The following is a 14,152-nucleotide window of genomic DNA, read 5'->3' as shown; positions in this document are numbered from 1 at the left end:
CCGTAGCCGCGGTCCGCCCTTCAAGAAGTTCCGAACGTCACTCCACAGAGTCCGATCATGGTAACTAACTGCCCGGGCCAATCGAAAAGCCCGTGCCGTTGTACGAATTTCGGGACTCGTGCCAAAAGGGCCAGGCCAGTACGCCGACCGGAATGTACATGCTAAAGATGAAGCGCCAGTCGACCTGCGTAAATGCTCCACCCGCCCCCGGTCCGGCCGCAGTTGCGACCGAACCGCCCCCACGCGATGACAACAGCCCTCTCACCCAAGACAACACAACAATTGGGACGTTTGCCCATAACCATCTGCGGTCACCACCTTTCTATCCCGCGGACAGTGCGAGCCTGATTTGCACCGGACCTTAGCCAGATGGCGATGCACTTGGACAAGAGTCAGCTCCCGTCTGGAGGCCACACGACGAGGATGGCCTCGGGCCTTGATTACTTGATTACAAGCCGGGCAGTTGCCCGACCGGGCAAAGGCGTGGCCCGCCGGTCAACAGTAGGACTAGCGAACCGTCCTGTGCATGACTGCCCTACAGCAGCTCAGGCTTGTCGACTTACTGGCGCCGCTACGGAACCTCGTCGTATCAGGTCGGCTGTGAATGTCGAGACCGTCCGCTTGGGAGTCGTACCCTTTATTCGGTCGATCAGAGCCGTAGCCGCTGCAGCCCCCATTTCGTAGACAGGCTGAGCGATCACAGTCAGAGGCGGACAGGTCACGCGAGCCCAAGGGCTGTCGTCGTACATCAGGAACGAAACGTCGGCTGGTATATGCAGGTTCTTAGCCTGAATCGCTTCCACCACGCTTAGTCCAACCAAGCCATCGGAGGCTACAATCGCGGTTGCCGCATGCGGCGAGTTCAGGATTTCCCCGACGGCCGCCATGATTTGTGTCGGTGAACCAGCATCAAATCGGACCAAGTCTTCGCAGAAAACCACGTCTGCTTCGTCGAAGGCGCGGCGCATGCCTTCGACACGCTCCGCGATCTGCGACGATTCCGTTGGTCGGCCGGTAGAAATGAAAGCAATACGCCTATGGCCAGCACTAAGGAGTTCTGTCGTGGCTTGGTATGAAATTTCTGTCATGTCAACGGCAATCATGTCAGTTTCAAGACCGTGCACCTTACGATCCAAAAGGATGACGGGACGACCCGATTTGTGAATTCGGTGTAAATGTTGTGTTTCACGACACGAAGCAGGGGCAACGATGAGGCCATCTACTCGCTTGTCCAAAAGCACCTTTACCGCATCGATTTCAGCTGCCTGGTCTTCACCGGTATTAACCAGAATAACGTCGAACCCCCGCGCCTTGGCTACGTTCGATATCCCTCTCATGGCGAGGCTGAAATGAGGGTTTTCTATGTCCCCCATCACTACGCCTATAGTGTGTGATCTTCCCGTATTCATACTCCGCGCAAGTTCATTTGGGTAATATTCCAACGCCTCCGCTGCGGCTAATACACGAAGGCGCACTTCCTCGCTAACCGCACCGTAGTTGCCCAGGGCGCGGGCTGTTTGCGCTTTCGACACTTTGGCCGCTCGGGCAACATCGGCGACTGTTACATCGCGCCGTCGGGAAGGTGCAGTATTCACGTTCGCCTTTCGGGAGGGGGGCTTGACGGGCTCACTACCAATCAACTAGGTTTCTCGCATACCCCGATGTGAGCCCGGTCTCAAACCTACATCGTGAGACCGGACTCCACAAGACGTTCTTCCCTCACCGATTGATTCGCTCAACTCCCTCTTTGATTGGAAGCAAATTAATGTCCTCTAAGAAACTTCGTCCTGGATTCGTCGCGATGGCGCTGGCGGCTGGGCTAGCCCTTGCCGGCTGCGGCGGCACTTCGGCCTCCAGCGTGGAGGCGGCCTCTTCATCCAACCCCTACGGCCTGATTCAGCCAGGAACGATCCGGGCAGCCAGCATCGGCGACGGCAAGCCGTACACCTTCACCGACGCGCAGGGTAACTTCACCGGCTTCGACGTCGAGCTCTTCAAGGACGTGGCCCACCGCGCCGGCGTAGACAATGTGGTCTTCACCGGTCAAGACTTCACCGCGATCCTTCCCGCGGTGGCCAACGGCCAGTTCGATGCGGGTGTGGCCGCCATTGGCATCACGGACAAGCGCAAGCAAACCGTCGACTTCTCCAACGGCTACCTCGCGGGCTACCTCACGCTCATCACCACCAAGACCTCAGGCATCAAGAACGTCGACGGCCTGAACGGAAAGCGCCTGGGCGTTGTCCAGGGAACGCTCCAGGAAGCCTACGCCGTCAAGAACTTCACCTCCGCCAACCTGGTGCGCTTCCCGGACAACAACACCGCCATCGCCGCCGTCAACAGCGGCTCCGTGGACGCCCACTTCCTCGACTACGAGGCTGCCAAGGCATACCAGGAGCAGTACGGCCTGATCAGCGCCGCGGACATCCCCTCCTTCGACGCCCCCGCCGGCTTCGCCATCGCCAAGGACAAGCCAGCCCTCAAAGAAGCCCTGAACAAGGGCCTCACCGAAGCGATGGAAGACGGCACGTGGAAGAAGCTCTACCAGAAGTGGTTCCCGGGCTCCCCGATGCCTGAGCAGTACCTGCCCAAGGCCGAGCAGACCGCAACCCCGGCCCCGACCGCCAGCAAGTAGGCGGCAGCCGGACGGCACAGTGCCGTCCCGTGCCGGGCGGGCCGCCAGCCCGTCCGGCACGGGAGGCACCGCCCGGCACCCGAACACAAACAACTAACGTCTGAGAGCAATCAATGGACTGGCTCAACATCATCGGCCGCACCTTCTTCGACTTCGAAGCAATGCTTGAAGTGATGCCCCAACTTCTCGGGGTTGGCCTTCTGAACACACTGATCATCTCCGTCGCCGCCACCATCCTTGGCGTGGTGCTGGGCATGGTGGTGGCCGTCATGGGCATCTCGCGGTCCCGGTGGCTGCGCATCCCGGCCCGGATCTACACAGACCTCTTCCGCGGCCTGCCGGCCATCCTCACCATCCTGCTGATCGGCCAGGGCTTCGCGCGCTTCAGCCAATCGGTCTTCGGGCCCTCACCGTACCCGCTGGGAATCATCGCCCTGAGCCTCATTGCCAGCGCCTACATCGGCGAAATCTTCCGCGCAGGCATCCTCAGCGTGGACAAGGGCCAGGGCGAGGCGTGCCGCGCCCTGGGCATGAGCTACACCAAGTCCATGGCCCTGGTCGTGGTCCCGCAGGGCGTCCGCCGCGTCCTGCCGGCCCTGGTGAACCAGTTCATCGCGATCGTCAAGGATTCCTCCCTCGTTTACTTCCTGGGCCTGCTGGTCAGCGAACGCGAACTCTTCCGGGTGGGACAGGACGCCGCCGTGCTCTCCGGAAACCTCTCGCCCCTGGTCCTGGCCGGCATCTTCTACCTGGTGATCACCGTGCCGCTGACCCACCTGGTCAACTACTTCGACAACAGGTTCCGCACCGGCCGCCGCCGGCCCACTCCGCCCACCAGTGGCCTGAAGGAAGTCACCGAACTCGACGCGGCCTCGCCGCTCACCACCGGGAGCAACACATGAACCTCACAAGCGCCAACGCCAGCAAGACAGTCCCGAACACGGCGGCCGCGGACATCGAGACCTTCCACGGCTCCAGCCTTGAGCTGCGGAACCTGACCATGGCCTACGGTGACATCGAGGTCCTCCGGAATGTCAGCCTCACGGTCGCCCCGGGCACCACCACCTGCATCATCGGGCCCTCGGGCTCCGGCAAATCCACGCTGCTGCGCGGCGTCAACCGGCTGCATGAGCCCAAGAGCGGCGACGTGCTGCTGGCCGGTGAAAGCGCCCTGCAGGTCAAGCCGGACACCCTGCGCCGCCGCATCGGCATGGTGTTCCAGCACTTCAACCTCTTCCCTGACCACACCGCCCTCGAGAACGTGGCACTGGCACTCTGGAGCGTCAAGGGCATGCCCAAGGCCGAGGCCATGGAACGCGCCCGCCGCCGGCTGGCCGAGGTGGGCCTGGCCGAGCGGGCCGACCACCGGCCCCGCGACCTGTCAGGCGGCCAGCAGCAGCGCGTGGCCATCGCACGGGCGCTGGCCATGGAACCGGAGGTGATGCTGTTCGATGAAGCCACCAGTGCCCTGGACCCGGAACTGGTCAAGGGCGTCCTGAACCTGATGGCCGGGCTCGGCCGGCGCGGCATGACCATGCTGGTGGTCACCCACGAGATGGGCTTCGCCCGGAAGGTCGCGGACCAGGTGGTCTTCATGGACGAAGGCGAAGTGGTGGAGGCCGGCACCCCGGCCGAACTCTTCGACAACCCGCGCAGCGAACGCCTGCAGCGCTTCCTCTCCGAGGTGCTGTGATGGGAAACGGAACAGCGGCACCCATCCGGACCGCCGTCGTCGGCTTTGGAATCTCCGGCAAGGTCTTCCACACGCCGCTGATCACCGCGGATCCGAACTATTCACTGGACGTGATCGTGACGGCGGACCCGGCGCGGGCAGCCGAGGCGGCCAGGCTCTACCCGCAGGCGCGCATCGTTCCCACCCCGGAGGCGATGTTCGCGCAAGCCGGGGACCTGGACCTCGTCGTCCTGGGCACCCCGCCGCACACACACTTCGACCTGGCGGCCGCAGCCATCGCGCACGGCCTTCACGTGGTGGTGGACAAGCCCTTCGTGCCCACTTCAGCCCAGGCGGAGGAACTGATCGCCCTTGCGTCCGACGCCGGGGTACAGCTCACGGTATTCCAGAACCGCCGGTGGGACGCCGACTTCCTGACGCTGCAGAAGCTGCTTCAGGAGTCAGCCCTGGGGGAGGTGCGCACCTTCGAATCACGCTTCGAATGGTGGCGGCCGGAGGGCTTCGGGAACTGGCGCGACAGCGTCTCCCTTTCCCAGGGCGGCGGGATCCTCCACGACCTCGGCGCGCACCTGATCGACCAGGCCATCCAGCTGTTCGGGCCGGTCGAAAAAAGCTACGGCGAGACGGCCAACCGGGGACCGGACCCGGAGGCCGCAGACACAGAGGCGTTCGTCTCGCTGCTCCACCGGTCCGGAGTCCGCTCCAGGCTGTGGATGAACGGCATGGCAGCCCAGGTGGGTCCGCGCTTCCACGTCCTCGGCTCCGAAGCCGGCTACACCAAATGGGGCCTGGACAGCCAAGAACCGGACCTCGCCGCCGGAATGCTCCCCACAAACCCCGCTTATGGCGTCGAAGCCGAGGCATGTTGGGGCGTCCTTGGCGCCGACAGCACCGAATCCCCCGTTCCCGCAGAACGGGGCGCCTACCCCCGCTTCTACCGGGAGCTTGCCGACGCCCTTTGCGGCAGCGGACCAGTTCCCGTTGACCCTAGCGAGTCGCTTGAGGTCCTCAGGATCGTCGAAGACATCCACGCCTCGGCAAAGTCCTTGTGACAGCGGCGCTGCCGCAGCTAAGTCCACGACAACGAAAGTAAGGATCCATGTCCCCCACGTCTTCCAAGAAGCATGTCATCGTTATCGGCGGAGGCATCCTCGGCGCATCAACCTCGCTGCACCTCACACGCGGCGGCGCGCAGGTGACGCTTGTCACAGCAGGGCCACTCGCGGACGGAGCCTCAAGCCGCTCGATCGCATGGTTGAACTCGTCGGGTGCTCGCTCCGCCGACTACCACTATCTGCGAATGCTTGCCATTGACCGCTACCGCACTTGGAGCGTGCACCACCCCGAGAGCCAGAACTACCTACGGTTCGATGGCGCAATGAAGTGGGCCGGGCCGAACGAGACCTTCCGCGACACCTTCGCCTTTGAGCGTGCTGGTGGATACGACTCCCGCTGGGTCGACCGCTCCGACATGGCCCGGCTCGCACCGGACGTCAACGCTGACGCGGTGGCCGAAGAAGGTGCGATCTATAATCCAGGCGAAGGCTGGCTGAACATGCCCGATTTCATCCCCGCGCTGGTCGCCGAGGCGGTCGCCAACGGCGCAGACGTTATCGAGCGCGCCGGGGATGTGCGGGTGGATGTGCAGGACGGCGCCGCGGCTGGCGTGATACTTGGCGACGGGACACGTCTGGCCTCCGACGAAGTAGTTCTAGCAACAGGCGGCGAGGTTCCAGGTCAGCTCGCTGCCTTGGGCGTGGCTGTGCCGGACGCGACGCCCGCCGCTTTCGTGCTGTTCACTGATCCCGTCGACGTCAAAGTGAAGACCGTTCTGAATACCCCGCGCGTCGCGGTGCGGCCTACTCCCGACGGCAGGCTAGTACTCGATGCCGATTGGGCAGAGCAGACTGTGATTGTCGAGGATGACGGTTCATTCACGGTTCCGGAGGAGTCGATTGAGGGCCTGCTCGCCGAGGCATCGAAGGTGCTAGCAGGCAACCCCCGACTCACCGCACAGCGGGTGGGCGCAGGGCTGAAGCCCATTCCGGGTGACGGCGAACCGGTGGTGGGCCCCGTGCCTTCAATCCCGGGCCTGCACACGGTGTTTACTCACTCGGGCGCAACGCTCGGGCTGATCCTCGGCGAACTCCTTGCCGAAGAGATCCTCACCGGAACGCCATCGCCAGTGCTCAAGTCTTTCCGCCTCGACCGCTTCGCCGCAGACAACGGTACGCCGGATGTTGTGAGCACGGGCGCCTGGGCGCCCGTCAACTAGAACCAACAGATCTGGGAATTGGTGGAGCCGCGGTCTCCATCAATTCCAAGGCCATGCCTATGGATGACCGGCTTGCCCCCAGAATGTTCAGGCTATTTACCACTGCTGGAGGCAATCCGGAAAACCTAGCGCAGGGACGGGAGTTCGTATTGTTGGGGCACGCCCAACCTGGCATCAACCACTCCAGGCATCTTGACCTGCTCCAACATAGGCCATAGAACTCTCGATCTGACAGGTTGAGCGGTTGTAGGCTCATGGTGGCTGGTCAGCGGCCATTCACGCCCGCCTAGAATCACAGGCCGGTGTTGTGAGTGGTTCTGCTTAGCGCAGTGCACCAAGAGCCGAGCGGCCTCCACGAACGGAGATCAGCCGGTCCTGCAGGCCATTTTTTGATTTGGAAAAGCGTAGGCCTGGGGGCTGAGACGGAGACCCGCTTGCCTCCTCGTTCAACTGCCCGTACTTGTCCCCCAAATCGGCCGCCAATCACCGGCCGGCGATTCTGCGATCGCTGCCCTCCCAGGGGCGGCATTTTCCTCTAAGGCGATTGTGGAATCAGTTTGATGCCTTCGCGGTGATCGAAAGCACGTCTTTGTCCTACCTGGTCGATAATCCAGACAACGGAGGAGTCGGACGTTTTCATGTCGATGTGCGCTGGATACTGTCGGTCTGGAGGCTCAACGACCGTCACTTGGCTGCCGTCGAGTAACAAGTGCCAATCTTGTGCAGCCACGGTTTCTCCGTGTTCCATCATCGCGGGCTGCCCCCTTGGAAGACCACAGGCATGGATTGGTACAAGCCATCGCAAAAAGCTTCAAGAATGGCACTAGCAACGACATGAATACGCTTACGGAGTTTCATGGTTTTATTCCTAACGGTTTACCGATGAAAGGCTGACAGTCGGCGACGCAACCCGCAGCACGAAATCAGATGAAACGGTGAAGCCGCCTTCATCGGCGGCAGGGCTCAAGGACTGCAACGGAACACAGCATTTCGGAAGCCACCGATGAGGCCATACGGTTCCCGCCGCTTTAGACGTGTTGCTTGGGATCGACATCCAGCACGTGACCGCCAGGGTAGTTGAGCAGACCGGCGTAGAATTCGAAGTAGGCCGCAGAGTTCTAACCTCGCTGAGCGCTACAGCCATCGGTTTACCGGTGTCTTCAATTTCCGGTGAAGCCAGTTCCTTGTTCCGTCTGCGCATTTCCTGGGCCAGCGACTGCAGAAGGCGGCCGCGCTGGGCCGATGGATAGTGCCACCAGGCACTTGCAGCATCTTCCGCGGCCTCGACCGGCGCCGCGAGGTCATGCCGGGTGCCCTGTGCCACTCCAACTCCAGCTTCCCCGGTGGCCGGATTCGTTCCTTGGGCGTACGAGCTGTTGGCGGGCGCCACGGACTCACCGTTGGTCCAGTGGTCGCGGGTTTCCGACATACGTTTTTTACTTTTCGTTCAGAGGAGATACTTCCTGCAGTGCCGGTGCTAAGGCCGGCACTGCAGGAAGTATGAACTCAGTTCCGCCCGCGGGGGGGCGGTCTCCTAGATTTGTTGCCGGAGGTGCGGGTTGCGGGCGTAGAAGCCTACCAGGGGGACGATGAGCAATCCGAGCACAAACTGCTGAGCGTTGTTATCCAGGCCGTAACCGACCAGGAGCGAGGTCAGCACGATGAGGACAAGGACACCAATGAGCGTGCTGCCGTAACCTCCCTTGCCGCCCAGCAGCGACGTGCCGCCCACGGCGACGGCTGCAACGGTCAGGAACAGGTAGGGGTCCCCTACCCTGACGAATGCGCCTCCCGTAAACCCGAGCAGGGCGATGCCCGTTGCCGCTGAAAACAGGCCACTGAGCGTATAGACGGCGACCCAGCGCCGCGGCTCGGAAATGAGCATCAATCGCGCCGCAGAGCGGTTACCGCCTAAAGCGTAGATGCTGCGGCCAAACCACGTCGAGCGCATCGCCAGGATGAGGAGGACTGCGAGGATAAGCCAGACAAAAACTATCGGCGGGACCGGAAGGCCAAAGGTGCTGCCATTGATGGAGGACACGTTGGCCAGCCAGTCAGGGACAACGCCGCTTGTTCCGCCGGCATTAGACGTGCCGACGTTGGACAGGATCTGCGCAGCGCCCACGGTTGCAAAGCCCACTCCAAGGGTGACAATGAGGGCCTGGTTCTGCAGACGCAGGCTCAGGACGCCATTGAGCACACCAATCAGGGTTCCCAGGACGAGTATGACCGGGATGGCTATCCCCGCGGGGACACCGGACGTCATGAGGAACAGAGTACCGATGTTCGCGGAGCCGATGAGGTAAGGAATGGACAGATCCAGCCCTCCAAGCAATGCCACAAGGGTCTGACCCACAGAGGCCAACCCAAGGAAGGCGCCAAGAAGCAGCATTGAGCGGATGTTGTCACCTGATACAAAGCCGGGAACTGTGATCGCGCCCACGATCAGCAACCCGGCCATCATCACCAACCCGAGCATTATGTTTTTCTGACCACCGATGCGGTCTAACCGGAACCTCCCTCGGCTGGAAGCCGGCTGCGATCCGGTGTTCTGCTGGATGGTCGTCATGCTCCCCTAACCTCCTGGCGTCGGCGCCACAGGACTGGAATCGCTACGCTGAGGAGCAATGCCAGCACGAGAATGAGCCCGTAGGACAACTGAACGACGTAGGACGCCAGTGATCCCAGGGAAAATGTTGTCAGCGTGAATGAAATGAGTGTGACTACAAGTGCCCCGGGGATCGAGCCCAGCAGGCCGCCACGGCCACCTGCAAGGCTGATACCGCCAAGGATCAGGGCAGTGATGGCGGCCAGGGTGTAGGTAGCTCCCTGCGTGGGATTGCCGGACCCGATTTGTCCGGTGTAGGCCAGCCCCGCAGCACCAATAAGGAGCCCGGACACCGCATGTGCGATGACTCTCGTTGCTGTTACGGGAATACCACTGACAAACGCTGTGCGCTGGTTGGATCCAACCAGCCGTACGTTGGTGAATAGCCGCGTCCGGGTAAAAAGCAGCCACGCCACAACAGAAACCAATACAACTAGAGCCATGGGCGAAAGCACCGAGCGGCCTGAACCCCACTCAGCCAGCCATCGGGGTGCTTGTCCGCCGGGTTGGGAGAGGATGACGAGGTTGATGCCCGAAAGGGCAAGGAACGCGCTAAGGGTCACGATCACCGGCTCAATCCGTGCCACCGTGATGACGACCGCCTGGATCACCTGAACCAGAATTCCGATGCCCAGCGCCCAGGCAAAGACAACGACGGGCGATCCAATCTGGTTCTCGAAAAACAACCGCACCAGTGTGACGTTGACGAAGATCAGGAGTGGACCGGCGGATAGGTCGACGCCGCTGCCGACCATGGCAGTGACGGTCAGCCCCATGACGGCCAGGACCAGAGGCCCGGCCGATACCAGGAGCCCCCCGATGCCGTTTGCGCTGAAGAGGTAAGGCGCGCGTATGGCACAGACGATGAGCAGAACGACCAGCAGCGCCCACGCCGGATAGGAGTAGGAGGTGCGTTGGACGAGCCCGTTTAAGCGGCTGGATTTATTCATGACTGTTCCACCAATGCTTCCTCGATATTGAAGTCAGATTCCAGATGCCCGAACATCCCGGCCAGAACGCGATCGGAAGTGAGTTTTTCGCCCTCAAGCCAGCCAAACAGGGAGCCATTGCGGAAGATAGCGACCCGGTCACACAGGCCCAAAAGCTCATCGATTTCACTGGAAAGGTAGATAACCCCGGTACCTGCGGACGCGAGCGTGTCCAGCTGAGCGTAGAGCTCGCGCTTTGTCCGGACATCCACGCCCCGGGCCGGGTCGTTCAGTGCTACTACCCTGGGTTCTTGGGCAAGTTCCCGCCCGATAAGAACCTTCTGCTGGTTGCCGCCACTGAGGGACGTGATGAGGTTCGAGGGGGCTCCAGCTCTGAGCTTCAGGTTGGCAGACATCTGCTTAAACAGCGTGCTGATGGCTTTCCTGTCGATGACGCCGTTGCGGCGATGGGTTCGATACAGCGGCATGGCGAAATTCTCCATGATGCTCAAGTTAGGGAAGATGCCCTCCTTCCGCCGGTCGCCTGATATATAGGAAACGCCGGAGGCGACGGCGTCCGGAAGGGAAGCGATGTTCGTGTAGCTGCCCTGGCCGTCCGAAACCAGTACCTCCCCTCCCATGGAGGGTCGGACGCCGGTCAGTATTTGAATGAATTCGGTTTGTCCTTGACCGTCAAGCCCGGCGAAACCGATAATCTCGCCGGGCCGGATCTCAAAGTCGGAGGGGCCTGCGCCATGCCGGAGTACGACGCCGACGGCCTTCAACAGTGGGGGCTTGCCTGACACATCTGCAGGGTGCCGGCGCGGGTGCCCCGCAGTTCCGGTTGAAGTGTCGTCCGTGGCAACGCCCGTCATGAGTTCGATCAGACGATCCTCCGTGATTTCCTCGCCTGCGAGGACGCCCACATCAATCCCGTCTCGAAGCACTGTCGCTCTGTCCGCAAAGGTGGTTAGTTCTGCGATGCGGTGCGTCACTATGATGACGCAGACACCGCGGTCGCGGAGCTTCTCCATTTCGGAGTAGAGACGGGAAGCGCCTGGCAGGTCCAGTGCTGCCGTTGACTCGTCAAAGATGACCACCTTAGGTTCGCGGACCAGGGCGCGAGCGATGGTGACCCACTGTCGCTGCGCCAGGGTCAGGTGGTCGACGAGGGCGGAGGCGTCAATCCGCTCGCCGGTCAGGTCCTCGAGCAGTGTTTTCGCGCGCCTGACTTGCTCTTGCCGGGACAGACCTTTCAGGCCCATAAAGACGTTGTCGGCAACGGATGCGCCCTCAGCGACGAGGACTTCCTGGAACACCGTCGCCACGCCCGATTTCAGCGCCACCCTCGGATCCGGAACGCTATGGTTGCCGATCTGCACACTGCCGCCGTCGGGGATAAGGATCCCCGACATGATTTTGGCCATGGTACTCTTGCCGCTGCCATTCTCGCCGACGATCGCGTGGATTTCTCCGGCTTCGGCGGTGAAGGTTGCGCCGCGCAGCGCCCGTGTTTCGCCGAAGGACTTTTCGACTTGGGCTACGTGCACAATCGCGTTGCGCTGCCCCGCGTCGGTCGCTTCGGGCTGTGATGGGGCAGCCAATGAGGGTTTCGCCATCGAAATCTCCTACTTTCGTCGCCTATTTGCTGGAAGACAGCGGATCGGCAGGCTTGGTGAAGTACTTGTCCAGTTGCTTGCCGGAGAGCCATTCGCCCTTCTTGGGTTCAAGCCAGCCGTCGGCATTGATGTCGCAATCCGGTCCAAGCTCCTGAGCTGCGTCTTCAACGGTGAAAGGTTCAGGGTTTCGAACGATGGATTGAATCTTCGGTCCCTGCCCCTGCAGAGTTCGCACCGCCACATCAACCCCCAGGGCGATCTCTTCCCCTGGCGGCCAGAGGTGGTATCCGGTTCCAACGAAGTCGGGGTTCTTCACCCAGTAGCAGGCGGCGCCGGTTTCCCCGCCGATGTTTATCGGGACAATTGGGCGCCCCGACTGCTGCAGCGCCTGCAGTGCTCCAGTCGCGGAAGCAGGCTGGACCACGATGCCGTCGATCTTGCCCGTATTAGTGGCCAGGAATTTTTGTACCTCGGTCTTGGTAACTGGAGCCGACCACTGGCCGGTGACGGTTCCAACGATTTTCACATCTGGGTACTCCGCCAGCGCATCCCGAACCCCTTTTTCAAAGTCAGCGGCATTGGCTGCACCGGGGACGCCCAGGACGTCCAGGACGTTGCCCTTGCCCCCAATTTTGTCGAACACTGATTTTGCGGAGAGCCGGCCAGCCTCACGATAGTTCGTCAGGGCGCTGATCACGTACGGTGAGTCCACGTGGCCGCTGAAACTAACAAAGGGAACACCCTTGTCGTACGCGTACTGGATGGACTGGTTCAGGGCCGTATTCGAAGAACAGCAGGCAATCAGGACGTCAACGCCCTGATCCACCAACTGGCGGATCTGCTGGTTCTGCACCGTGTCATCAAGGTTCGACTGGGTGACAATCACTTCCTTCACCAGTCCGGCCCTCTTATACGCGGGAATGACTTCCTCCGTCAGGCGCTTCATGGCCTTGGTCTGCCATGAATTGCCCGAGTAGGGGCTGGCGTAGCCGATGGTCCACGGCGGAGGACCTTTCGGCTTCCAGTCTCCTCCGTAAGGAGTGGAACCTGTCAGTACCTCGGTGTTGGCGTAGGCGGCCTGCAGGTCCCGATCGAGGGTTGAGACGACGCTTTCCTGGGCTGCACCGCTGCCCGCGGCTCCCCCACTTCCAAAGTCGTTACCACTGCTGCACCCTGTGAGCAGCAACGTGGCGGCAGCCAGGCCGGCGGCGACTTTGCGCCCTTTACCTGTCCGCCCATACCGGTCTTCGTTGACCATAATCCAGTCCTCCAGATTGGTTTGGGGCCCGTAAGTCCGCTGCGTCGCGGCTCTTCCGGAGTGATGTGAGAAGCACTACTAAACTGATTGTCATACGGTCTTTTGTCGTACAATCAGGCGTTCAATCGAGTATAGAAGCCCTCGTGAGTTCTAGGCAATAGCCGGAAAGAAGATTTGTACGACAATATGCCGATTTTTTGATACCGTTACTCTGAGTACAGGAAGGGAGGACCTCATGGGAGAACTCAGTCCCTTAAGCCTTAAGCGGGACAACATATCCCTTCAACAGAGGGCCGTGGAGACCATCAGGGATGCCATCCTCTACGGAACCCTCGAGCCGGGTCAGAAGCTCGTCGAACGCGAACTGTGCGCCATGCTCGACGTCAGCCGCACCCTGTTGCGGGAAGCGCTGCGGCAGCTCCAGGCAGAAGGTTTGATCACCAATGTGATGCACAAAGGCCCCTCTGTCGCCGTCATCACCAAGGATGTAGCCCAGGAGATCTACGAAATCAGGCAGCTCCTGGAGGGGCAGCTGACATATAACTTCGCCCTCCGGGCTACCGACGAGCAAATTGATGAGCTTGATAAGGCGGTCCAGCAGCTTTGGGAACCTGGGATGGCCGATAACGCCCAGCTCCTGCTGCAGACCAAGAACAGCTTTTACGACGTCTTGATGGCAGGCTCCGGTAACGGGACCATAGCGCAGCTTCTCGTCCAACTGACTAACCGCGTCACCCTTCTTCGCCGCAAATCGCTAGCAGCACCGGGCCGCGTGGATGCGATGCGAACGGAGCTTGCCTCCATTGTCGAGGCAGTACGGGCACGGGATCCGGAAGCAGCTGCTCAGCGCTGCCGGGAGCACGTTGCCCGGGCCGGGGAAATTATTCTGGCCAGCTTCGACAGCCATGCCGCTGGGGAAACGGCCAATGACCTGGAGAAGACGGCCGTCTAATTTCGGCCTCTCCGGACGCTGGCGGCTCCGCCCTCGGACGGAAGTGAGCCGTGGACGGGGAAGACAGGCCCGCAAAAAGTAGCGTAACCCTGGGGGCACAAGGCGCGGTGCAAGGAGGACTGATAGAGGTGTCGATCTCCTTGAGTTGTAGACCAGATGACGATTATCCAGACTTCTCATGCG

At 61.4% G+C, this 14,152-nt stretch carries 12 protein-coding genes; 6 read left to right on the top strand and 6 right to left on the bottom strand.

Annotated features, from left to right (window positions below; genetic code table 11):
- Positions 1-545 precede the first annotated feature (545 nt).
- The gene (locus ABRP34_RS22905; RefSeq protein ID WP_353713637.1) at positions 546-1,595 is read right to left on the bottom strand and encodes a LacI family DNA-binding transcriptional regulator; all 1,050 of its coding nucleotides are present in this window, start codon (positions 1,593-1,595) and stop codon (positions 546-548) included.
- Between the two features lie 170 nt (positions 1,596-1,765).
- Here ABRP34_RS22905 and ABRP34_RS22900 point away from each other — a divergent pair, with 170 nt between their 5' ends.
- The 5 genes from ABRP34_RS22900 (at position 1,766) to ABRP34_RS22880 (ending at position 6,603) form a co-directional block, all read left to right on the top strand.
- Positions 1,766-2,635, top strand: a complete 870-nt coding sequence (locus tag ABRP34_RS22900) for an ABC transporter substrate-binding protein (protein WP_353713636.1) — start codon at positions 1,766-1,768, stop codon at positions 2,633-2,635.
- A 113-nt stretch (positions 2,636-2,748) separates the two neighbouring features.
- Positions 2,749-3,537 (top strand): amino acid ABC transporter permease, encoded by a 789-nt coding sequence (locus ABRP34_RS22895; RefSeq protein ID WP_353713635.1) that lies wholly within the window; start codon positions 2,749-2,751, stop codon positions 3,535-3,537.
- Positions 3,534-4,328 (top strand): amino acid ABC transporter ATP-binding protein, encoded by a 795-nt coding sequence (locus ABRP34_RS22890; protein WP_353713634.1) that lies wholly within the window; start codon positions 3,534-3,536, stop codon positions 4,326-4,328. The genes ABRP34_RS22895 and ABRP34_RS22890 overlap by 4 nt, the downstream gene beginning before the upstream one ends.
- Positions 4,328-5,380, top strand: a complete 1,053-nt coding sequence (locus ABRP34_RS22885; RefSeq protein ID WP_353713633.1) for a Gfo/Idh/MocA family oxidoreductase — start codon at positions 4,328-4,330, stop codon at positions 5,378-5,380. The genes ABRP34_RS22890 and ABRP34_RS22885 overlap by 1 nt, the downstream gene beginning before the upstream one ends.
- Positions 5,381-5,427: 47 nt before the next feature.
- Positions 5,428-6,603 carry an FAD-binding oxidoreductase gene (locus ABRP34_RS22880; protein WP_353713632.1) on the top strand — a complete coding sequence of 392 codons (1,176 nt, stop codon included), beginning with the start codon at positions 5,428-5,430 and terminating at the stop codon, positions 6,601-6,603.
- Positions 6,604-7,471: 868 nt separating this feature from the next.
- Here ABRP34_RS22880 and ABRP34_RS22875 read toward each other — a convergent pair.
- The 5 genes from ABRP34_RS22875 to ABRP34_RS22855 form a co-directional block, all read right to left on the bottom strand.
- Positions 7,472-8,032: an aldehyde dehydrogenase family protein gene (locus ABRP34_RS22875; protein ID WP_353713631.1), complete on the bottom strand. Its 561-nt coding sequence runs from the start codon at positions 8,030-8,032 to the stop codon at positions 7,472-7,474.
- Positions 8,033-8,137: 105 nt separating this feature from the next.
- Positions 8,138-9,082 (bottom strand): ABC transporter permease, encoded by a 945-nt coding sequence (locus ABRP34_RS22870; protein WP_353713630.1) that lies wholly within the window; start codon positions 9,080-9,082, stop codon positions 8,138-8,140.
- 86 nt (positions 9,083-9,168) lie between these two features.
- Complete coding sequence (locus ABRP34_RS22865; protein ID WP_353713629.1) at positions 9,169-10,161, bottom strand: ABC transporter permease; 993 nt, start codon at positions 10,159-10,161, stop codon at positions 9,169-9,171.
- Complete coding sequence (locus ABRP34_RS22860) at positions 10,158-11,759, bottom strand: sugar ABC transporter ATP-binding protein (protein WP_353713628.1); 1,602 nt, start codon at positions 11,757-11,759, stop codon at positions 10,158-10,160. Before ABRP34_RS22860 ends, ABRP34_RS22865 begins: the two co-directional genes overlap by 4 nt.
- A gap of 22 nt (positions 11,760-11,781) precedes the next feature.
- Positions 11,782-13,017: an ABC transporter substrate-binding protein gene (locus tag ABRP34_RS22855; RefSeq protein WP_353713627.1), complete on the bottom strand. Its 1,236-nt coding sequence runs from the start codon at positions 13,015-13,017 to the stop codon at positions 11,782-11,784.
- 295 nt (positions 13,018-13,312) lie between these two features.
- Here ABRP34_RS22855 and ABRP34_RS22850 point away from each other — a divergent pair, with 295 nt between their 5' ends.
- Entirely contained in the window at positions 13,313-13,969 is a 657-nt protein-coding gene (locus ABRP34_RS22850) for a GntR family transcriptional regulator (RefSeq protein WP_353713626.1), read from the top strand.
- Positions 13,970-14,152: the final 183 nt, after the last annotated feature.

Origin of the sequence: Arthrobacter sp. K5 (assembly GCF_040448525.1) — a bacterium.
Taxonomy (GTDB): domain Bacteria; phylum Actinomycetota; class Actinomycetes; order Actinomycetales; family Micrococcaceae; genus Arthrobacter; species Arthrobacter globiformis.
Note: the sequence above shows the minus strand (reverse complement) of the source record. Positions and strands in the feature narration are given on the sequence as shown.